The 22,059-nt window shown below is 32.3% G+C and carries 19 protein-coding genes; 8 read left to right on the top strand and 11 right to left on the bottom strand.

Going from position 1 to position 22,059, the window contains the following annotated elements; all coding sequences use genetic code 11:
- Positions 1-28 precede the first annotated feature (28 nt).
- Positions 29-1,066 (bottom strand): polysaccharide pyruvyl transferase CsaB, encoded by a 1,038-nt coding sequence (gene csaB, locus GM3709_RS14880; protein WP_066120822.1) that lies wholly within the window; start codon positions 1,064-1,066, stop codon positions 29-31.
- Positions 1,067-1,299: 233 nt separating this feature from the next.
- Here csaB and GM3709_RS14875 point away from each other — a divergent pair, with 233 nt between their 5' ends.
- Positions 1,300-3,189, top strand: a complete 1,890-nt coding sequence (locus GM3709_RS14875; RefSeq protein ID WP_066120820.1) for a P-loop NTPase fold protein — start codon at positions 1,300-1,302, stop codon at positions 3,187-3,189.
- Between the two features lie 138 nt (positions 3,190-3,327).
- Here the strand turns inward: GM3709_RS14875 and GM3709_RS14870 are convergent, their stop codons facing one another.
- Positions 3,328-3,795 carry a hypothetical protein gene (locus GM3709_RS14870; protein ID WP_066120818.1) on the bottom strand — a complete coding sequence of 156 codons (468 nt, stop codon included), beginning with the start codon at positions 3,793-3,795 and terminating at the stop codon, positions 3,328-3,330.
- A 191-nt stretch (positions 3,796-3,986) separates the two neighbouring features.
- On the opposite strand from GM3709_RS14870, the gene prmA reads away from it, so the two are divergent.
- Positions 3,987-4,901, top strand: coding sequence for a 50S ribosomal protein L11 methyltransferase (gene prmA, locus GM3709_RS14865; RefSeq protein WP_066120816.1), 915 nt, complete (start codon positions 3,987-3,989; stop codon positions 4,899-4,901).
- A 122-nt stretch (positions 4,902-5,023) separates the two neighbouring features.
- On the opposite strand, the gene GM3709_RS14860 is transcribed toward prmA, so the two are convergent.
- From GM3709_RS14860 to GM3709_RS14840, 5 genes are all read right to left on the bottom strand, one after another.
- Positions 5,024-5,248: a hypothetical protein gene (locus GM3709_RS14860; RefSeq protein ID WP_066120814.1), complete on the bottom strand. Its 225-nt coding sequence runs from the start codon at positions 5,246-5,248 to the stop codon at positions 5,024-5,026.
- Between the two features lie 494 nt (positions 5,249-5,742).
- Entirely contained in the window at positions 5,743-6,381 is a 639-nt protein-coding gene (locus tag GM3709_RS14855) for a signal transduction histidine kinase (STHK), LytS (RefSeq protein ID WP_066120812.1), read from the bottom strand.
- An 80-nt stretch (positions 6,382-6,461) separates the two neighbouring features.
- The gene (locus GM3709_RS14850) at positions 6,462-7,355 is read right to left on the bottom strand and encodes a BON domain-containing protein (protein WP_066120810.1); all 894 of its coding nucleotides are present in this window, start codon (positions 7,353-7,355) and stop codon (positions 6,462-6,464) included.
- Between the two features lie 154 nt (positions 7,356-7,509).
- Positions 7,510-7,842, bottom strand: a complete 333-nt coding sequence (locus tag GM3709_RS14845) for a hypothetical protein (RefSeq protein WP_066120809.1) — start codon at positions 7,840-7,842, stop codon at positions 7,510-7,512.
- 614 nt (positions 7,843-8,456) lie between these two features.
- Positions 8,457-8,639, bottom strand: a complete 183-nt coding sequence (locus GM3709_RS14840) for a CsbD family protein (protein ID WP_066120806.1) — start codon at positions 8,637-8,639, stop codon at positions 8,457-8,459.
- Positions 8,640-8,894: 255 nt separating this feature from the next.
- Between GM3709_RS14840 and mnmG the strand changes: the two genes are divergently transcribed.
- Positions 8,895-10,805 carry a tRNA uridine-5-carboxymethylaminomethyl(34) synthesis enzyme MnmG gene (gene mnmG, locus GM3709_RS14835; protein ID WP_066120804.1) on the top strand — a complete coding sequence of 637 codons (1,911 nt, stop codon included), beginning with the start codon at positions 8,895-8,897 and terminating at the stop codon, positions 10,803-10,805.
- A 71-nt stretch (positions 10,806-10,876) separates the two neighbouring features.
- Here mnmG and GM3709_RS14830 read toward each other — a convergent pair whose 3' ends face one another.
- The 3 genes from GM3709_RS14830 to GM3709_RS14820 form a co-directional block, all read right to left on the bottom strand.
- The gene (locus tag GM3709_RS14830) at positions 10,877-11,059 is read right to left on the bottom strand and encodes a CsbD family protein (protein WP_066120802.1); all 183 of its coding nucleotides are present in this window, start codon (positions 11,057-11,059) and stop codon (positions 10,877-10,879) included.
- A 398-nt stretch (positions 11,060-11,457) separates the two neighbouring features.
- Complete coding sequence (locus GM3709_RS14825; RefSeq protein WP_066120800.1) at positions 11,458-13,470, bottom strand: DICT sensory domain-containing protein; 2,013 nt, start codon at positions 13,468-13,470, stop codon at positions 11,458-11,460.
- A 314-nt stretch (positions 13,471-13,784) separates the two neighbouring features.
- The gene (locus GM3709_RS14820) at positions 13,785-14,522 is read right to left on the bottom strand and encodes a DUF1995 family protein (RefSeq protein WP_082713019.1); all 738 of its coding nucleotides are present in this window, start codon (positions 14,520-14,522) and stop codon (positions 13,785-13,787) included.
- Between the two features lie 199 nt (positions 14,523-14,721).
- On the opposite strand from GM3709_RS14820, the gene fabD reads away from it, so the two are divergent.
- The 4 genes from fabD to GM3709_RS14800 all read left to right on the top strand — a co-directional run bounded on the left by fabD (position 14,722) and on the right by GM3709_RS14800 (position 20,817).
- Positions 14,722-15,591 carry an ACP S-malonyltransferase gene (fabD, locus tag GM3709_RS14815; RefSeq protein ID WP_066120796.1) on the top strand — a complete coding sequence of 290 codons (870 nt, stop codon included), beginning with the start codon at positions 14,722-14,724 and terminating at the stop codon, positions 15,589-15,591.
- A gap of 313 nt (positions 15,592-15,904) precedes the next feature.
- Entirely contained in the window at positions 15,905-16,801 is an 897-nt protein-coding gene (gene hslO / locus GM3709_RS14810) for an Hsp33 family molecular chaperone HslO (RefSeq protein ID WP_066120794.1), read from the top strand.
- Positions 16,802-16,957: 156 nt separating this feature from the next.
- Positions 16,958-17,173, top strand: a complete 216-nt coding sequence (locus tag GM3709_RS14805) for a hypothetical protein (protein ID WP_066120792.1) — start codon at positions 16,958-16,960, stop codon at positions 17,171-17,173.
- Between the two features lie 23 nt (positions 17,174-17,196).
- Entirely contained in the window at positions 17,197-20,817 is a 3,621-nt protein-coding gene (locus GM3709_RS14800) for a hydantoinase B/oxoprolinase family protein (protein ID WP_066120789.1), read from the top strand.
- An 8-nt stretch (positions 20,818-20,825) separates the two neighbouring features.
- On the opposite strand, the gene GM3709_RS14795 is transcribed toward GM3709_RS14800, so the two are convergent.
- Entirely contained in the window at positions 20,826-21,005 is a 180-nt protein-coding gene (locus GM3709_RS14795; protein WP_066120786.1) for a DUF3285 domain-containing protein, read from the bottom strand.
- 91 nt (positions 21,006-21,096) lie between these two features.
- Here GM3709_RS14795 and GM3709_RS14790 point away from each other — a divergent pair, with 91 nt between their 5' ends.
- Positions 21,097-21,702 carry a hypothetical protein gene (locus GM3709_RS14790; RefSeq protein ID WP_066120783.1) on the top strand — a complete coding sequence of 202 codons (606 nt, stop codon included), beginning with the start codon at positions 21,097-21,099 and terminating at the stop codon, positions 21,700-21,702.
- The last annotated feature ends 357 nt before the right edge of the window (positions 21,703-22,059 follow it).

Raw genomic sequence — 22,059 nt, 5'->3', positions numbered from 1 at the left:
ATTTAGACTTATTATATAGATATTTAAGTTAAATAAAAGAGTCAAATAAGTTTTGATGCTTCAATGCACTTTGTTTTAAAGAATTTATTTCATTATCAGATAAATGTGCTTTATTTTGATAAATTTTTAACCATTTTTCTGTGATAACATTAGCTTGAGGAGGTAAATGTTCTAATTCATAACCATCCAGACCAATTTCTGACATCAAATTACTCACTTTGGGATCATAAGATAGAGCGAAACAAGGACATTTTTCACTACTTGCCATAATAAGACTATGCAAACGCATTCCCACTAAAAGATCTACTTCTCTAAATAATCCTTTTAATTCTTGAGGATTTTCAATATTAACAATTTGATAATTTTCTTTTAATTTTTCTCCTATATATTGACAAATTTCTAAATCTTTTAATTTTTGAAAAGGTACTAATATTATATTTGCTAAAGTTTGTTGTTGAAACTGTTTTAAGGCTTGAATTATTATCTCTAATTTTGATGGTGTTAAGGTAGGGTGCGATCTAATATTAACTGCAATTCTAGGACTAGGTAATAAGTTAAAATCTTGATTAATTTTACTAGATAAAGCCCATACAGGATCGGCTGCTAAGAAAAATTTGATCTGCCATTTTTCTAATAATTTAGCTGATTCTCGATCGCGGACACTAACCCCATCACATCGTGTTAAAACTTGTTTTGTTAACCATCGAATAAAAGTAGTTTTTATGGGGCCAATTCCTTGGGCATAAGCGATAGTTTTTAAACCTTTTAATTGAGCTAAAATCATCAATCCTAAATAAAAAATAGGGCTTTTTATACTTGTGACATCTTGAATTAAACTACCTCCTCCCCAGATAAATAAATCTTTTTTTTCTGCTTTTAAAATTTGCTTAATAATGCTGAGACGAGAATAACTAATTACTTGATAATCTTTAGTTGTTTTAATAGGATTACCTGACAAAATAATAGGTTGTATATGATGAGGTAATCTAGCTAAAATTGCCAATAATAAAGCCTCATCTCCTGCATTTCCTTGTCCATAATAACCACAAATGATTGCTTTTTTCATGTTATATATTATTAGCTAGAATATGTCTTAGGAAAAATTAAAATTGATGATTTTTCTACGATCCTTATTATAAATTAGTAAAAGAAAGACAAACCTCAATTAATTCATTTACATATTGTTAGAGATGAGGTAATTGTACCGTGAAACTACCTAGAAATATCTCTGACGATCGTCATTTTATCCAGACTGGTTTTAATGCTTTATTAATTTGAATAATCAACAGGTAAAAATATATGTACACAGATGCTCCAATCATTGATAAAACACAAGATGAATTTAAAAGATTTCCTTTTTGCCAAAGAGTAGCTCAAGTAATAGCTTCTAGGGAAGATTCTGATAGCTTAGTTGTTGGTATTTATGGTGCGTGGGGCGAAGGCAAAACTACTGCTATTAATTTTATTGAACAAGAATTAACAGAAAAAGAAAATATTATTTGTGTGAAGTTTAATCCTTGGCAATTTTCTAATGAAGACCAGTTATTAATGAGCTTTTTTGAAACTATTAGTAATGCATTAGGAATAAACTTAAAAGATTTTATAGATAAATCTAGTGATTTTGTTAATAGATATGTACAACCAGTTATAAGTCCGTTAATAAATATATTTGATAAAACTAAAATATCTGGAATAGTAACTCAATCTTTAATAAAAATAATTTTTAGTCCTAGTACTCTTGAAAAATATAAAAAGAAAGTAAAAAAAATATTACATGAAAAACAAAAAAAACTTGTAATTTTTATAGATGATATTGATAGATTAGATAAATCAGAAATACAAGCTATTTTTAAATTGGTTAAACTATCAGCAGATTTTAGCTATACCACTTATGTTTTGGCATTTGATCCAGATATGGTAGCTTCAGCATTGAGTGAAAAATATAGTTCTAATAGTTTAGAGACAGGTAGAGAATTTTTAGAAAAAATTATTCAAGTTCCTCTTAATTTACCAAAGATAAAAACTTCAATTATGAGGAAAATACTAATAAATTGTTTAATCAATTATTTGGAACACTTAGATATAGAGTTTACAGACGAAAAATATATTTTATTTCTTACTCAATATATTAATGGCTTGGAAATAAAAATTAACACACCAAGAATGGTTAAAAGATATATAAATACTTTAACTTTTTCATTGAGCTTGTTAAAAGATGAAGTTGAAGTAATTGATTTAATATTTGTTGAAGGAATAAAGCTGTGTTATCCAAAAGTTTATCAATCCATAAAAAATAATCCTGATTTATATTTGTTTAACAAATTTACAATAAAAGATGACTTAAAGGAAAAAGTAGAAAGTATAATTCAAGAAGCTACTATTAATTTAGATATAACATCAAAGGAAGCTGTTTTAAGATTAATTTCATTTTTATTTCCTAGATTATCAATGCAAAAAATAGCAAATTTACCTTATCAATCAACTGATTATGGTAGTCTGGAAAAAAGAGTTTCAGAAACATTATATTTTGACCGTTATTTTTCCTATGCTATTTTAAATGATGATATAGCGGATAAAGATTTTAAAGATTTATTAGATTTGGCGAATGATTCAATAAATGATTTAGACATAAAATTATTAGGACTAATTACTAGAGATAATGCTTTTACTTTTTTAAGGAAATTAGATAATAAAATAAAAAAAAATATTTTAAATAATATACAATGTAAAAATCTAGCTCTTATCGTTTCGTCTAATCCTATTTTAATTACAGATCACTTAGAAACTACTTCTCACAGAGTTATGTTATTAATTAATAAAACTCAAGATTCATTTTCTGTTTTAAAAGAAATTATTTATCAATCCAAATCAATTATGTTTTGTGTATATCTAATTTACTTTAAACATAAAGATGGTATCACAAAAGAAGAAATAAAAACTCATTCACCACAAGAACAAGAAATATACAAAATATTATGTGACAAAATTAAATTATATTTAATACATATATTACCAAACAATTTCTCAGAAAACTTAGAAAGTGACTTAGAAACAATTTTAAATATGTGGACTTTATGTGATGATGAAACAAAAGTTATTGATTTTCTAAATAATATAATTTCACAGAATACTAATTTATCAAATGAATGTAATAAATTTATAAATGACAATATTAACAAATTAAAATAATGCTCAATCAAGTAATCCTAGAAATCAAGACAAATCAACGCCCTTATTATTAACAAAGTAATACGATCAAAGTAATTGATGACTAACATTTACTAATATTTAAACATCGAGACGCAGATATAGCAATAATTAATATAGTTAATGCTCAACAATAATTTGATCGCTAATCACATTTCCATTATAAATTAAATCCTCATGAAGATTAGTATTTAGAGTAACTTTTATCTCATTTTTACCTTTCGGTAAATCTGGAATATGATACCATTTTCCATAAATTCTAGTAATTTTTTTGCCATTAATATACAAATGAGCATGACCTTCATTAGAATTACTCTCTCGATTAAGAGTTTCAGGTTTAAATATAAAATTAGTAGTTTCTATCTCTAAATTCCATCCTTTAATAGTATCAGGAAAGACTTTTATTTTAACTGAAGGAATCTGAGAATTATTAGAGACATCGATCGATTTATGGGTATGATGATTGTCTGACTGGGTGTTATTCTGATTATGTTGACCTTGAACTTTACTAAAATTTAGAAATAATAAACAGAAAATAGTTAAGATTAAAAGATAATAATTTTTAATTTTAAAAAACTGAAATAACATTTTTTAAGAATGATAAATAATTTAATTTAATATACTATCATTAGATCGACAGACCCACTTAACAAAGTTATGTTAGAATAAAATTCGACTGCTGAGGTCAAGATAAAAACCGATAAAATTGTATATTAATGTTAATCAAACAAAAAAGTGCTTAAATCAATGGAGAGAGATTTAGTAAAAATTTAATTAACATGATGACTCCTTGGTGGGAAATAAAAATTAATCATATTCCAGAACTAGAAGATACTATATTTTGGCGTTTGCAAGAATTTGGCTGTCAAGGCACTGCATTAGCTAAAGAAGATGATTCTTGGTTTATTAAAGCCTATATTCCCTCTATTACTAAAGAAGTAGTCGATCTTGCCGCTCTTTCTCTGTGGTTAAAACAAGATTGTTTTTTGTTAGGTTATAACACTCCCCCCATTTCATGGCAATTAATTAATGATGAGGATTGGGCTAGTAGTTGGAAAGAGCATTGGCAACCTATGGATATTGGCGATCGATTTACCATTTATCCTGCATGGATTGAACCACCTACAGAATCTAATCGAATTATTATCCGTCTCGATCCGGGATCTGCTTTTGGTACAGGGGTTCATGCTACGACTCAACTGTGTTTAGAATCCCTAGAAATGAGATTAGACGAGCTAGAAACACCGGTTACGATCGCTGATATTGGTTGTGGTTCAGGGATTTTATCGATCGGAGCAAAATTATTAGGAGCAAAACAAGTATATGCCACCGATATTGATCCTTTAGCTATTAAAGCCACTAAAGAAAATAGTGAACTAAATCACGTTGAAGGCATAGAAATTTTTCAAGGTAGTATTGATCAATTAATGTTGATACCCGGACTAAAATTTGATGGTATTGTGTGTAATATTTTGGCAGAAGTTATTAAAACCATGATCCCTGATATGTGTAAAATTATTAAGCCCGATGGTTGGATTACATTAAGTGGTATTTTAGTAGATCAATCTCTTGAAATAGCGAACCTTTTGGAAAAAGACGGTTGGACGATCGCATCTTTATGGAAACGGGGTGAATGGAGTTGCTTAAATGCTCGTCGTCTTTCCACGATTAAATCAAATGAATGGAACTCTTAAAAATATTGATAAATGCCTAGAATTATCGATCGATAAATAATTTTCAAAAATTTCAAAGAGTTAATTCCGAAAAACCTTACAATCTGTAAAGTTTTATTACACTATACTTGAAAAATTTGACATTAGTTTAACTTTTGGCTAACGTCTTGGGTTTCACTTTCAATATTTTTACTAATGGTATCTCCTTTACTCATCACAACATGAGTTTGAGATTCAGTAAAAAATGGTATTAATGTTGTTGCCACCCAACTTTGTGAAGGTGTAAAAGTGATAGTGGTAGTAGTTGTAATTAACAAAGCTAAACCTGTCATAATAAAAAAAAGTCGAAACCGTTTAAATAAAATCATTTTAAGTTCTAAAAAGTATTTAATAAATGAATGAATAATAACTCAGTACTTTTTCATTCAAGATTTACGCACCAGTTTCCTTAATCCCCGAAGTGTAAAGGCTAAAAAAACTATTTTTGCGAATGTCCTATCATTTTCAGAAGGCAGTAGATAACTTAAAAAAGGTTTTTCACCAACCATTTTTTGTGATATATCAACTGACCGATTATTTAGGACATTTCAATCCTTTAGGCAAAGGGTTTAACCCATTGTTAACCTGAGTTCGATATTAGAAACCTTTAAAAATAAAGGCTTACGAGTAGTAACAGAATTAATTTGACTTATTTAAAAGAATTAAATAAGCGTAAATCATTATCTAAAATCAATTTGACTAATGTTTAAATCAATTCTTATTGCTATCTAATATCTGTAGTCTCTTATCTCATCTCTTCACCGATAATTTTATGTCGAACTGAGGTCTTGTTAATGTCCTAAGCATGATGACGACTGGCATATTACTGATATTGTCTTCCTTTTATATCGTTATCAGGATCAGGGGAAATTGGTTTTTGAGTATGTTGTGATTGATCCGGGGAATCGTAAACATACCAGTCATGAATATCATGCTCTTTAAAAATTTTCTCAGCTATAGCAATCTCTGAATTTGCTCCTTCAACAATTATTAAATACTTTCCCTCAGAAACAAGATCACCATAAACCTTAGCTCGATCGGCGGGGATTCCTAAACCAACTAATCCACCTGCCAAACTGCCAATAGCACCACCAATAACTCCTCCTGAAAGAGTTGTCGCTAAAGCAGTTGCTCCAGCCCCAGCCAACATAATCGGACCCATTCCGGGAATGACAAGTGCACCTAAACCTACTAATAATCCAGTGAAACCGCCTAAAGTGATACCGGCTATAGCTCCATCTGTGGCTTTTTCAGGTGCTTTATTTTTATCTGTGCTTAAGTTCCCGACGTTTAGAAGATTTTCACTGGTATTTACTCCTGTCACTTCAACTTCGTTATTGATTTCACGACCGATGAGTGAAATTTGTTCCATGGGAAAATTGTTTTTTTGTAAATCACGAAGGGCAATTTCTGTCGCTTCATAATTTGTGAATGTGCCGACTGCGCCTTGTTTTAAAATCATTGTTTTTTCCTAAAATTTATTTATTATGTTTTGTTTGTTAAAGTTTTCCTTTTTTAGAAAACAGAATTGAGCGATCGTCTTTAGTTAGGAACATTATTAGCTACAGTGACTGTTATATTGAGCTTTTTAACACCGTCAATAGACTTAACTAAAGATGGAATCTGTTGTATCTGTTCTTGGGTTTCCACATTTCCTGAAACTATCACGTCACTATTTTTAACATCAACTTTTAGTTGATTATTCGGTAATCCATTTTGAAACTTTTTCAATATTTCATTTTTAAGATCTACATCTGTTTCAGTAGAAGTGGCATTATTTGACGATGTACTTATTACTGGCTTTTGACTAGATGTAGTAGGATTTTGAACAGTTTTAGCTACGGATGTCTTGTTATTGGTTTCTTTTTGTGCAGGATTAGATTCTGAAGGCTTAACAGTAATATTATTATTGACTGTTGATGGACTATTGTTGGTCTCCGGCACTTTTGTTTGTGCTGGTACTGGTACAGGTACTTCCACTGGTACGATTTTGACCACTTCTTTCTCCACCACTTTTACTTGGGTAGGAGTTGGATTTTGTTGTGGAGCGATTTTTTCTGTCGGAATATTGACGATCGGTGTAGGCTGAGGATTATTTACATCATTTAAAAAGTAGATTACCCCTGCTATTAAACCAGCTACAGTTGTAACAATTACACCAATAAGAAGACCTTTAGATGTGTTTTGATCAGCTCGATCGCTATGTGCTACTTGACGATTGACTTCACGATCGACTCTTACATTTTGGATATGTGCGTCTGCCAATTTACTATTAACTGACTCATTTTGATCAGAGTGAAAATTTCCCAAACTATCTTGATACTCGGTATAGATATTACCTTGAGCATCTTTATATTCAGTATGGATATTTCCGTCGGCATCTTTATATTCCCGATGAATAATACGGGTAAATTTTCTGCTATTTTTTGCGTTCATAATTGTATGTTGCTTATATTAATGAAATATTTAATTTTGAAATGTAGGTTTTTATTGAGAGATTATTGTAGGTTAGATTAATACACAAAACCTAACACAATCTCTTTTTATCTATTGGTGGAGTTACATCTTCTAACCCAAAGGATATGATCTTTTAACTAGATTTTTTCTCAGATAAATCTCCACGAGTTTCATAATACATTTCTGGTTCAATAGCAAAGTTATCCACTAATCCTTCTTTATCAACGGTAAAACCGCCCGTTGTTTCAATATCTTCCGATCCTTCAGAGTGTGTGTGCAAATGTTTAAAATCATCACCTTCACGATCTTTTCTCGCTGCTGTTTCAGCAGGAATGATATGTGGATCATAGCTATCAGGGGTTGAGGAATCATATAATTCGTCTCCTTGTTGTTCTTCTGGAAGTACTAACGATCGAAGATCTTTATCAGAACTAGAAGAATTTGTTTTAGATGTTTGAGTTGTCATAACATTTATTTCTTATTATTTGGGAATAGCCATTGTCTCTAAATATTACGAAACTTGTCTTGATAAATAAGTCTCGTAACCTTTTGAATGAAATCATTTTAAACGCCAAAAAGGTGGTGTTTTAATGATTAATAATTAACATAAATTAAACTCAAAATTTTTATTAATAAATAATATGATTAAAGAAATTAATGTCTATTAACGTGTATTAATATCTTCTATTTTTAAAAATCCATGAGCTATTTATTTTTGCATAGATGCAAAAACTGGTTGTTGATTCTCACCAACAATTTTAATAGTTTATTAATGTTAATTATTGTTTAAAATCTTGAATAGGCAAGATCTTTATAGAATTCGATGACACAAAACCATCGAAAAATAGCTTCTCGACTTGTCTATTAAGTAAGAACTTAAAAACAAAATTATGATTTTAAAAACGAGTTAAAATCATTGCAAATAAAAGTTTTATAAAAAAGAGAAATTTATATTTATTTTGTTAAATGGGTTAATGGATCTATTTACGTTATCTGATACCAGAAGTAAATTGATCTCATTATAAAAAGATCATTTTAATTACTAATTTTCTGAAGATCGCAATTCAGATAAATAACTAATTAACGAGTCATTTTGTTGACTTCGTTTTTCACATCTTCTGTAGTGTGACGAACTTTTGCTTCTGCTTGTTTTGCTTTACCTTCTGCTTGGGTTTGAGGATCGCCCGTTACATTCCCCAATACTTCTTGAAATTTCCCTTCAAGATTTTTGGCTGTTGCCTTTGCTCTATCTTTAATACTCATAATGTGTTTCTTTTTAAATTTTATTTATTAAATTTGAGAATCACTTAGTTGAGTCAATATAACAACCTTGCGTATGTCTTTATTATAAGTGGTTATTTTTTTTATTTAATGAATCGAGGATACAAAACAGAAACCTTAATATCTGCTTAATATTTGTGTAGCAATTTCAAATTATTAATGAGAACCAAATAACATTCTCAAAACGTTATCATAGAACATTAAAACCTTTAACTTCATCGTGACTCAAAGATAACTATGACTATTAGAACTCCTGTAGAATTTCAAGACGAGTTTGACGTAATTATCATTGGTGGAGGGCATTCTGGTTGTGAAGCGGCTTTAGCCAGTGCTAGATTGGGATGTCGCACCATGATGTTAACTTTAAACCTAGATAAAATTGCGTGGCAACCTTGTAATCCTGCAGTAGGTGGTCCTGCAAAATCTCAGCTTACCCATGAAGTAGATGCACTAGGAGGGGAAATTGGCAAAATGGCCGATCGAACTTACCTACAAAAACGAGTTTTAAATAATTCCAGAGGGCCCGCAGTGTGGGCATTACGAGCGCAAACCGATAAACGAGAATACGCCGCCGTGATGAAAAATATTATTGAAAATGAGCCTAATTTGTCCATTAGAGAAGGCATGGTGACAGATTTGGTATTAGGAAAAAATGATGAAGTTATCGGCGTTCAAACTTACTTCGGTACTTGTTTTAAAACTAAAACAGTTGTCCTGACTACGGGAACATTTTTAGACGGAAAAATCTGGATTGGCGGGAAATCCATGGCCGCTGGAAGGGCTGGAGAATTTGCGGCCATCGGACTCACAGAAACCTTGAACAATTTAGGCTTTGAAACGGGAAGACTTAAAACGGGGACTCCGGCAAGAGTCGATCGACGTACCGTTGATTACAGCAAAATGGAGATACAACCCCCCGATGATGAAATTCGTTGGTTTAGTTTTGATCCTCAAGTATGGATCGAAAGAGAACAAATGAACTGTTATCTTACTCGCACCACTCAAGCTACCCATCAACTAATTAAAGATAATCTACATTTGTCGCCTATTTATGGAGGTTTTATTGATTCTAAAGGGCCACGATATTGTCCGAGTATTGAAGATAAAATTGTCCGTTTTGCCGATAAAGAAAGTCATCAAATTTTTATTGAGCCCGAAGGGAGAGACATTCCTGAATTATATATTCAAGGGTTTTCTACAGGTTTACCTGAGAATATTCAGTTAGCCATGTTACATACTCTCCCCGGTTTAGAGAATTGTGTGATGTTGCGCCCCGCCTATGCGGTAGAATACGACTTTTTACCAGCTACTCAGTGTTATCCTACTCTGATGACAAAAAATATTGAGGGGTTATTTTCCGCCGGACAAATTAATGGTACAACTGGTTATGAAGAAGCGGCCGCTCAAGGTATTGTTGCCGGTATCAATGCTGCTAAATTTGCTCAAAATAAAGAGATGATCGTGTTTTCTCGTGAACAGAGTTATCTTGGTACTTTAATTGATGACCTCTGTACTAAAGATTTGCGTGAACCCTATAGAATGTTAACTTCTCGATCGGAATATCGTCTTATTTTACGATCGGATAATGCAGATCAACGTTTAACTCCTAAGGGGCGAGAAATTGGTTTAATTGACGATCGACGTTGGGATCTATATCAAAGTAAACAAGCGAATATCATTGCAGAACAAGAAAGATTATATGAAACAAGAATCAAAGAAAAAGAGGCAGTTTCCATAAAAATAGTAGAAGACACAGAACAAAAAATAAAAGGCTCAATTACTTTAGCTGATTTATTGCGTCGTCCTAATTTTCACTATGAAGATTTAGAAAAATATAATTTAGGTAATGGTAACTTAAATAAAGCTGAAAAAGAAGGAGCAGAAATTGAAATTAAATACTCTGGTTACATTAAAAGACAACAAAATCAAATTGATCAAATTGCTCGTCATAGTAACCGAAAATTAGATGAAAATTTAGACTATATGAAAATAGAAACTTTGTCTATGGAAGCAAGGGAAAAACTGACAAAAGTTAGACCTTTAACCATCGGCCAAGCTACTAGAATTGGAGGGGTAAATCCTGCAGATGTGAATGCTTTATTAATTTACTTAGAAATGCAAAATAATCTTTCTACTGTAAAGAATTAATCTAAAAAAAAAGAAGGGGTGATTACTCACTTCTTCAATTCTTTTTCCTTACCCAAACCAAAAATAACTAATTAATCCACCATTTTTTTAACTTCGTCTTTAACATTTTCTAAAGTATGACGAACTTTTGCTTCCACCTGTTTTGCCTTACCTTCTGTTTGAGTTTGGGGATCACCTGTCACATTTCCGATCGCTTCTTGAACTTTACCTTCAATATTTTTGGCTGTTGCTTCAGCTCTGTCTTTCATACTCATAATGTGTTTCCTTTTAAATTGAATTTGAGAATCACTTAGTTGAGTCAGTATAACAACCTTGCGTTATGCTCTCATTATAAACGGTTATTTTTTTTATTTAACAAATTGACAAGATAATAAAGAAATCTTAACAATAGCTTAAGATTTGTAGATGAAAATTTATGGCATCAGATCTTGTCTTTCTACTTTAGACTCATCAAGGGTGAACCATAAAGAAAATAATCAAGTGGACAGGTGGACAAATTGCGAATATTTGCGTGTTTTGTAATACACTAATCTTCACAATCAATATACTCTTCCGCATCCGCCTGTTTATAAGAGTCATTTAAGACCTATTTTTATAGTTCACTTAGGTTAGACTAATTGATTTATAATTATCTATCCCAAAGACGCAAAGATTATCTCAAATTTTCTTGAGAAGACGATCGACGATTTTTTTTGTTACCGTTACTATTAAAAGATGATTTCTGGGTAAATTTAGGAATTGTAAAATGAAATTCACTTCCTTGATTTTTCCCCAAAGATTCTGCCCAAATCTCACCGCCCCAATTTTTAACAATCTGACGACAAATAGCTAATCCTAACCCCGTACCCCCCGCAGAACGTCTTAATGCACCTTCTTCCTGATAAAATCGATCGAATACTTGTTTTAATCTTTCTGGCTCTATTCCTCTACCATTATCAGCAACAGTTACTTCTAATTTTTTAGCGTCTTTTTCCACTACTTTGATCGTAATTTCTCCTTTTTTCTCAGTAAATTTACAGGCATTATCTAAAAGTTTACTCAAGACTTCCACTAACCACTCTCCATCAGCTTGAACTAACGGGACTTCATCTGATACTAAATTATTAATCAGGGGAATAGAACTTTGATCTTGTCTCGATCGAATATGAGATAATGAAAGATCAATACACTCTTGTAATGACAAAGGTTCTGGATTCCATTCCACAGTACCGCTTTCGAGTTGAGAAAGAGTTAAAAAATCTTGCACCAGTTTACGCATTCTCTCGGCATCTTCTAAAGCCGTACTTAACATTATTTGTCTCAACTCTGGTGACATATCAGGTTCATGAGCTAAACTTTCTAAACATACTTGGATAGTAGAAAGAGGAGTTCGTAATTCATGGCCTGTAATGGCCACTAAATTTGAGCGAGTTCGATCGAGGGCTTCTAATTGTTCGTTAAGATCTTCTAAATTAGCATAAGATTCCGCTTGTATCAAAGCAACTCCTACTTGAGTCGCAATGGCATCTACTAAGGCAATATCTTCAGATTTCCATGTAATAGGAATAGAATCACAATGATGTAATTCCACCATTCCTAATAATTTACCTTGATAAAGTATCGGTACAATTAACCATGATATAATTGAGCAACTATTTACCAATTTTGATAGTAAAGATTTATTACTCTGAATACGAGGATCGATCGTCGCATCATCAATACTAAGAGATTCTCGTAAAGATAACACTTCCTCAAATAAAGGATTAGCTTTTAGTGGCCAATTTTTCCCTTTAATAGATTTAATCTTACCATTTAAAAATTCGTGTTGAATTTCTGCATTCAAATCCGTTGCTTGACAACGATAAATTAAACAACGACAGACATTCAAACCTTCTCCCAATCTTTCCACGGCTACTTGTAAAATTTCATCAGGATCGAGAGATCTTCGTATTGCTTCTGTAATAGAATTAAGTAATCTTTCTTTTTTTTCCTTAGCACTTAAAAAACGATTCGCCTTGATCAGTTTATATTGTCCTGCCTGTAAATATGTTACCAATCTTTGTACAAAAGGATCAGGATTGATGCTAGGAGAAAACTTTAAAGGAGTATCTGTTATTTTTTGAATCTCTCCACAATAAAGTTTTAAAGCATTATCAATTTTTTTCTCTAATTCTGGACGATAAAGAGCAATGCGTTTAAGTAATATTTCTGCCGCTTTTTGACTTACTCCTCGATCGAAAGTCCAAATACCTTCAAAACGACGACTATTATCCATTGCAGTCTCAGAGGCTTGAGTTTTGGGGAAATGAGTTTTTTCTTTACAAATTAAACAATTAGCACAATTTTTAGCAATAACCACCAGATGCCATTCCTGACTTAAAGCATCTTCAGTTGTAAAAGCTATCTTCTCATAAATATCAGAAATGCTACTAAATTCAGTTTCTGGCGCCGCTAAAACATAAACGTGAGGAGAAAGTCTGCCAATCCTTTGATAGCGATGGGCTTCCTGACGATAAAATTTTTCTTTTTGAAAACTAGCGATAATTAAAGGTTGTTCACCACTGGCCAACACTTGATCCTCCATCGCATGAGATAAAGCCGTCAACGAAGACTTAAAATACATTTGAGGACGCCATTGGGGAAAGGCCGTTAATAGCTCGGTAACGACAGAATTAGGATTACTCATCGAGTCTGCTTAATTTCGCTTTCAGCTTTTATTTCTGGTTGAAAAAAATATTAATAACCTATCACAAATAATTGCTTTAGGATCTATCCTACATTAGTTCGTCATTCCCCGTCATTATCAAATTTTAATTTATGTTAAGAAATAGGAAAGAACCTCAGTTCATCAAGAGTGAACTATAAACTTGTCGGGAAAGAGAGGGAATAGGGAATAGGGAAAAGTGATAATAATTGATTCAAAACTATACATAATTGATTTATAAGTATTTCTCCTAACTCCTAACTCCTACCCTGATCAAAAAACTTTTTCAACAAGCTCTAATTATTTAAGGCTTTTAGAAAACCTTTTATTGAACCAAAAAACCCTAAAGATAGACTAGAATTTTGATTATTTTCACTGTCAATTTGTCCGGCTAAAATTCTATCTAATGCTTCTCCTAGAGGTTTTTGAGGAACTTCTGTGATCAATTTATAGCCTTTTTCTCCTTCTTCTTGTTGCCACACCTGCCATAATTCAGGATATGTTCTTAAGACGATCGCAGAATCTAATGGTCTAAAATAATAACAAGATTCTAATATGCTAATAAATCTCTCTCTTAATTGTCGTGCCGCATAACCAATCCCCACGATCGAAATATCTTCTAATTGAGGTATTAATAAGATAACAGGTCGATCGTCTGCAAGGTTACATAATCTTTCGACTAAAGCCACCTCTACTGATGAAGGAGAAACCACCAAAAAAATTTGATCTGTTTCACTAATTTTTGTGTCCACAGGAGTGCGACTACTACCAATATCAGTTACTCGAAATTCTGTTTCCCCCCATTCCTTTCTTGCCAAAGCGGCGGCACCCGTATCAGGAAATAGAACTTTTAAACCCATGCCATATTCATCTTTAAACAATTGAGCAAACTCAAGAGCTAAATATTGTGCTTTTAAGGCAATTTCAGGGATAACTAAATCAACAGTAATGCGATTACAACCATTATCTAAGGCTACTTTGAGGGCTGATTTTGCTTGAGCGATCGTATCTTCTAAGGTTTCGGGAATAGTCATTATAAGTAGGTAGTCAAAATTAATTATATGATTACGTTAAGAAAGGCATAGGGGATTGACAAAATTTTTATTAATTTTCAAGTCCACAACCTATTTTGTTTAGGTATTTAGTAATACTGGAAAAAATTGTTAATGGTTTATTATTAATTGTTCATTGCTATAATATCACGTTGGCACTTTAAGAAAAATTGTATAATAAATGACTAAAATAGCATGGGTATTTCCCGGACAAGGTTCGCAAACTCAAGGTATGGGAGTTGATTTACAAGAGACTGCCATCGCTAAGGATAAATTTAAACAAGCAGAAGATATATTAGGTTGGTCTGTGTTAGAAATATGTCAGGGTGACGAAGAAACTTTATCTCGAACTCTTTACACTCAACCTTGTCTTTATACGATCGAAACTATTTTAGTCGATTTACTACAAGAACAAGGAAAACAACCTAATTTAGTGGCAGGACACAGTTTAGGGGAATATGTGGCTCTTTATACCGCCGGAGTTTATGATTTTGCTACGGGGTTAAAATTGGTGCAAAAACGAGGGGAATTGATGGATAAGGCAGAAGGGGGAAAAATGGTAGCCTTAATGAAATTTAATCGATCGACCTTAGACACTATAATTAGTCAAACGGAAAATGTTGTCATTGCCAATGATAATAGTGATGGACAAGTAGTTATTTCCGGTGAACCTAATGCTGTTGATACAGTGGTAAGTGAAGTAAAAGCCAAATTAACAGTACCTTTAAAAGTTTCTGGAGCATTTCATTCTCCTTTAATGGCAACGGCTTCCGACGAATTTTCTCAAGTGTTGAGGGGAGTTAATTTTAATTCTGCCACGATTCCTATTTTAAGTAATGTTGATCCGATTCCTACTACTGATGCAGAAACTATCAAACAGCGATTAGTTCAACAAATGACGGGAGGAGTCCGTTGGCGTGAAATAATGTTACAACTACCTTCTGAAGAAGTGACGGAAGTGGTAGAAGTTGGACCTGGTAAAGTACTGACAGGTTTAATCAAACGTACTCTTAAAGGTATTAATTTAGTTAACGTTGAAACGATACTTTAAAAATCTAGTTTCATTAAGATATTATCATTACTTCAGTTCGACATCAAATTATCGATAAAGAGAGGGAAAAGGGAATAGAGAATAGGGAAAAGTAATAATAATTGGTTAAAAACTATAGTAAATGAATTTATTTCAATTGTTTATTAAATTTAATACCTATAATTTTATCGAATTCTCCCCTAACCCCTAACCCCTAATTCCTAACGCCGAACTCAGATAATATTGAGTAAGAACGTTTTAGGGAAATCGACACAAAAAGTGTAGCTTAAGAGAGATAATAAAAGAAAAGTTGTTGACATATGTAAAGAAGATTATGGCAGATCAATTAATTCGTGCAACCGCCGCTAATGGAGGGATTCGAGCAGTAGGAGTAATTACCACAAAAGCAGTGGAAGAAGCTAGACGAAGACATAATCTATCCTATGTAGCGAGTGCCGCTTTAGGTAGAGCTATGTCATCAGGATTGTTACTAGCATCAAACATGAAAAGGGAAGGATCAAGAGTTAATATTAACATTAGGGGAAATGGCCCTTTAGGTAGTTTATTAGTAGATGCTGGATTGGATGGTACTGTTAGAGGATATGTACAAAATCCTTTAGTTGAATTACCTCCAAATTCGATCGGTAAACTGGATGTAGGTGGTGCGGTAGGAAATGAGGGCTACTTATATGTCATTCGAGATGTTGGTTATGGTTATCCTTATTCCAGTACCGTTGAATTAATATCGGGAGAAGTAGGGGAAGATATAGCTAACTACTTAGCTACTTCAGAGCAAACTCCTTCGGCTTTATTGGTAGGGGTTTTCGTCAGTAAAGAAGGAGTAACCGCTTCAGGGGGAATTTTATTGCAAGTATTACCAAAAGCCGCAGAAGATCCTACTTTAGTCGCTACTTTAGAATCTCGTGTTAGTCAGTTAAAGGGTTTTACTCCCCTATTGAGACAAGGTAAAACTTTATCAGATATTTTCAAAGATTTGTTAGGAGATTTTGATTTGGAGATTTTTCCTGAAGTACAAATGGTAAGATTCGACTGTGGTTGTTCATTTAATCGTATTTTAGGTGCATTGAAAATGTTAGGAGTTGAAGAATTAGAAGACATGATTCTCAAGGATGGTGGTGCAGAGGCAACTTGTCATTTTTGTGGGGAGGTTTATCAAGCTAACGTTGAACATTTAACTCAACTTATCGAAGATTTACAAGCCGTTAATTAACTGGTAATCAATAAACAATTAATGATTAATAATTTCTTTTCATATTATTTATTTTATAGATAAAAATAATCTAAATAATAAGCAGAGATATTTTATTAATAGTTTGTTTAAAAAAAGCAAAATAAACAATTTGATCATAATAGATTTGCAGAAATAATGAAGCAATGTAAGCACAAATGGTTAATTACTTATGATGACAGTAACTATATTAGAAGTATTTTTTCTTTTGCCAATATTCTGGAATGTAATTTATATTATGGCATGAGGAATGTTAATATTAAAAATTCTCAAAAAGGGCAAGAATTATTTATCGCTAATTATGATATTTTTCCTCAAACAAAAGATTTTCAATTAGAACTTTTTAATTTATAGAAAAATCTAAAATTCTGAAAACTGTGACGAATAAACAACAACAAAAATGGCAATTTTGGATCGATCGAGGGGGTACATTTACTGATATTGTAGCCTTAAGTCCAGAAAACAAAATTCTCACCCATAAACTGTTATCAGAAAACCCTGAACATTACGAATCAGCACCCATTGAAGGTATTAAGGTTATTATGAATATACCTCAAGGGCAACCTCTCCCTACGGAAAAAATCGAAGTTATTAAAATGGGTACAACAGTAGCTACTAATGCGCTGTTGGAGAAAAAAGGTGAAGGGGTGGTATTAGTCATTAATCGTGGTTTTAAAGATAGTTTACGCATTGGTTATCAGCATCGTCCCGATATTTTTGCTAGAAACATCATTTTGCCAGAAATGCTCTATAAAGAAGTAATAGATGTATCTGGTCGCTTTTGTGCAACGGGGAAAGAATTACAACCCCTTAACCTCTTAGAAGTAGAACAAGATTTACAAAGGGTATATAATCAAGGTATTCGCAGTTGTGCGATCGTATTATTACACAGTTATCGTTACCATGATCACGAATTGCAAATAAGCTCGATCGCCCGTAAAATAGGATTTACTCAAGTTTCTGTATCCCATCAAATTAGTAACCTCATTAAATTGGTGAGTCGAGGAGATACCACTGTAGTTGACGCTTATTTGTCTCCTGTATTGAAAGACTACGTTAATCAAGTGAAAGCCAATCTACAAACGACAGAGAATAAAGCCTTACCAACCTTAATGTTTATCCAGTCTAACGGTGGATTGGTTGATAGTAAACACTTTCAGGGTAAGGATAGCATATTATCTGGTCCTGCAGGGGGAATTGTTGGGGCAGTTAAAATCTGTGAAAAGGCAGGATATAAAAAAATCATTACGTTTGATATGGGAGGAACTTCTACCGATGTTGCTCACTATGCAGGAGAATTTGAGCGAAGTTGTGAGACAGAAGTGGCGGGAGTAAGAATTTGTACTCCGATGATGGCAATTCATACCGTAGCGGCAGGAGGTGGCTCAATATGTTACTTCGATGGTAGTCGTTATCGAGTTGGCCCTCAATCTGCTGGTGCAAATCCCGGCCCAGCGTGTTATGGTAAAGGGGGCAGTTTAACTATTACCGATTGCAATGTTTTATTAGGAAAAATTCAGCCTAATTTTTTCCCTAAAATATTTGGTAGAAATGCAGATAAAATTTTAGATGTTGATATAGTTAAAGAAAAATTTAATGAGCTTCAAAAAAATATAAATAATAATATAAATATAGAAGACATTGCTCAAGGATTTTTAACTATTGCGATCGAAAAAATGGCAAATGCTATTAAAAAAGTTTCTTTACAAAAAGGCTATGATGTCAGCGAATATGCCTTATGTTGTTTTGGTGGAGCTGGGGCGCAGCACGCTTGTTTAATTGCTGAAAAATTGGGCATCAAAACTATTATTATTCATCCCCTTGCAGGTGTTTTATCCGCTTATGGTATTGGCATGGCAGATATAAGAATTATCAAGGAAAAAACTCTTAATACTGTATATAAAGAAATTGGGATAGAAATCTGTAAAGTAGAATATAGTTATCTGGAAAATATTGCTAAACAAGAATTAAAACAACAAATTGAGATAGATAATAAAATTATTCAAATTAAACAAAAAATTTACTTAAAATATCAAGGTACAGATTCTAGTATTGAGATTAATTTTAGTAATTATGAAACAATATTGGCAGAATTTAACCATCTTCATCAACAACAATATGGTTTTATTTTACCAGATAAATCTCTAGTAATTGACAAAATCTCGATCGAGGTAATTTATCCTACATATGAAGAAAAAGAAAGTAAATTTTATCAACAAATAGACAACGATTCATCACCTATTACTACTGTTAAAATATATAGTAAAAATCAATGGTATAACACCCCTATTTATCAACGAGAAAACATCGGAATTAATCAAAAAATTAACGCCCCAGCTTTAATAGTTGAATCTACTGGTACAAACATTATTGAAATCGGTTGGCAAGGAAAAATTGATAGAGAAGGAAACTTAGTTTTAACGAAAATTAACCATAAATATTCTTCACTAATAACAGAAAATAACAATAGTCAGCCTAACCCTATTTTATTAGAAATTTTTAACAATCTTTTTCGTTTTATAGCGGAAGAAATGGGTATAACTTTGCAAAACACTAGCTATTCTGTGAATATCAAAGAAAGGCTAGATTTTTCTTGTGCAATTTTTGATCAAAAAGGAGAGTTAGTTGCTAATGCACCTCATATTCCTGTCCATTTAGGTTCGATGAGTGAGAGTGTGAAAGCCTTAATAAAAGACAGTAAAATTACCTTAAAAAAAGATGATCTTTATTTAACTAATAATCCTTATAATGGTGGCACTCATCTTCCCGATATTACAGCAATTAGTCCTATTTTTTATAAAAATAATAGTAATCCTGATTTTTATGTGGCTTCTCGTGGACATCATGCTGACATAGGCGGTATTAGTCCCGGTTCAATGCCTCCTAATAGTACTAATATTAAAGAAGAAGGTATTTTAATAGACAATTTTTGTTTAATAAAAGAGGGAATTTTTCAAGAAAAAGCCCTAGAAAATTTATTAATTTATAATCCTTACCCTGTCAAAAATTTTACTCAAAATTTAGGGGATTTAAAAGCTCAAGTTGCGGCTAATAAAAAGGGTATTCAAGAATTAATTAATCTAACGAATATTTATGGTTTAAATACCGTAAAAAATTATATGCAGTTTGTTCAAAAAAATGCAGAACTTTGTGTCAAAAAAGCCATTCAATCTTTACAAAATGGAGAGTTTATCACTGAATTAGATAACGGTGCAAAAATTAAAGCTAAAATTACCATTAATCAAAATAATTCTACCGCTTCGATCGACTTTACTGGCACATCAGCTCAACTTGATAATAACTTTAATGCACCTCTTGCCGTCACTAAAGCGGCGGTTTTATACGTTTTTCGTACCCTTGTTGATGATGACATCCCCTTAAACGCTGGTTGTCTTAAACCCCTTAATCTCATCATTCCTGAAGGGTGTATGCTTAATCCTCAATACCCTTGTGCCGTAGTCGCAGGCAACGTAGAAACCTCTCAAAATATAGTTGATTGTCTTTATGGTGCGTTGGGTATTATGGCAAATTCTCAAGGTACGATGAATAATTTTACTTTCGGTAACATCAAATATCAATATTATGAGACAATTTGCGGTGGTTCAGGAGCAGGATATAACCATCACGGTACAGATGCTGTACAAACCCATATGACCAACTCTCGATTAACCGATCCAGAGGTGTTAGAAGACCGCTTTCCCGTGCGATTAGAACATTTTGGAGTGAGAAAAGGTAGTGGTGGTGAAGGACGTTATAAAGGCGGAAATGGAGTTATCCGTGCAATTCGATTTTTAGAACCGATGACAGCAGGAATTTTATCTAATAGAAGGATCATTTTTCCTCAAGGTTTAAAGGGAGGAAAAGAAGGAAAAAAAGGCGAAAATTATATTATCAAAAAAGATGGGAGAAAATTAAATTTACCTAGTAATGCAACAGTTGAAATGAATGTTGATGATGTTTTTGTCATCAAGACTCCGGGAGGAGGAGGATTTTTTTGAAAACTTTTTTATCGAGTTAAATAAGAAATGCCCACTAAAAATCCCAATAGTCCAAAAGTGGTTAAGAAAAAGTGCTTTAAAGATACTCCTTTTTTTTTCACCATATTACGCATGGCTAGTTTAACATAACTATCCTTATTTGCTTCAGATTCTGGAGTGTTAGTAGTGGTAGATTCGGAATTAGTCATAATAATTTAGTGTAAATAATTAAATTAGTCTATTTATAGCTTATCCTAATCAATACTTGCAATATAATAATCACCGTTTTTAAGATATTTTATGACAGATTTTTTAACAATTTTACAGGATTCGATCACGGAGTGGAGCTACGCGATCGAGAAAAAAACACAAAAACCAGAAAGTAAAGCGGTAGTTTCTGCGTTATTATCTGCCGAAAAATATAGTCATAAATACCAACAAAAATATAATGTAGAACAATTAATTGGTGATTGGCAACTGCATTTTATTACAGGTACAAAAAACAGTCAAAAAAAATTAGGTAATATTCTAGGTTCAGGATTTTATTTACCAGCGTTAACAAAAATAACAATTTCTTATTCTCTATCTAAATCTTCAGAAGAATTAACAAATCAAGGAAGAGTTGAAAACACAGTAAAGTTTGGTTTAGTAAAATTTATTATAGATGGCCCTTGTAAATTTATAGAGAAAAAAAATATTATGGCTTTTGATTTTACCTATCTAACTATGGAAATTTTAGGCACAAAAGTTTATCAAACAAATATTAGAAATGGTAAAAAAAGTGAAAGTAATTTTTATGAAGAAAATATAAGTAAACAAGCATTTTTTAGTTATTTTTTAGTGACAGACAAATTCATTGCCGCTAGAGGTAGAGGAGGAGGATTAGCTTTATGGAAAAAAATTTAGTAGATGAAAATATAGTAATTCGATGAATAAAGGTGTTCAGCTGTAGATTAAATTATTATAATCTTTGTTTTCTATATACAGCGTTTACTTAAATGCTGAGGTAGATCACTCATCTGTATTCGGGAATAGACAATGGGCAATGGTATTAAACAACTGTATCTCATAAATTTGGGAATTCCTATAATTTTGGTGTTGCTCAAGAAATACTCTAGTAGTTTGATAAACAAGGAATGATCAATTATTGAACCCTTATTTCCAAAAAAGAAACTCACTCGCTCACTTAAATGATCTAAAAGACAAATTTTACAAAGTAAAAAAAAGCACAATAGACCAGACTAATTATTATTAAAATACTTC

This window comes from Geminocystis sp. NIES-3709, assembly GCF_001548115.1.
Lineage (GTDB): Bacteria > Cyanobacteriota > Cyanobacteriia > Cyanobacteriales > Cyanobacteriaceae > Geminocystis.
The sequence above is the reverse complement of the archived record's forward strand: the minus strand, read 5'-3'. Positions and strand labels throughout refer to the sequence as shown.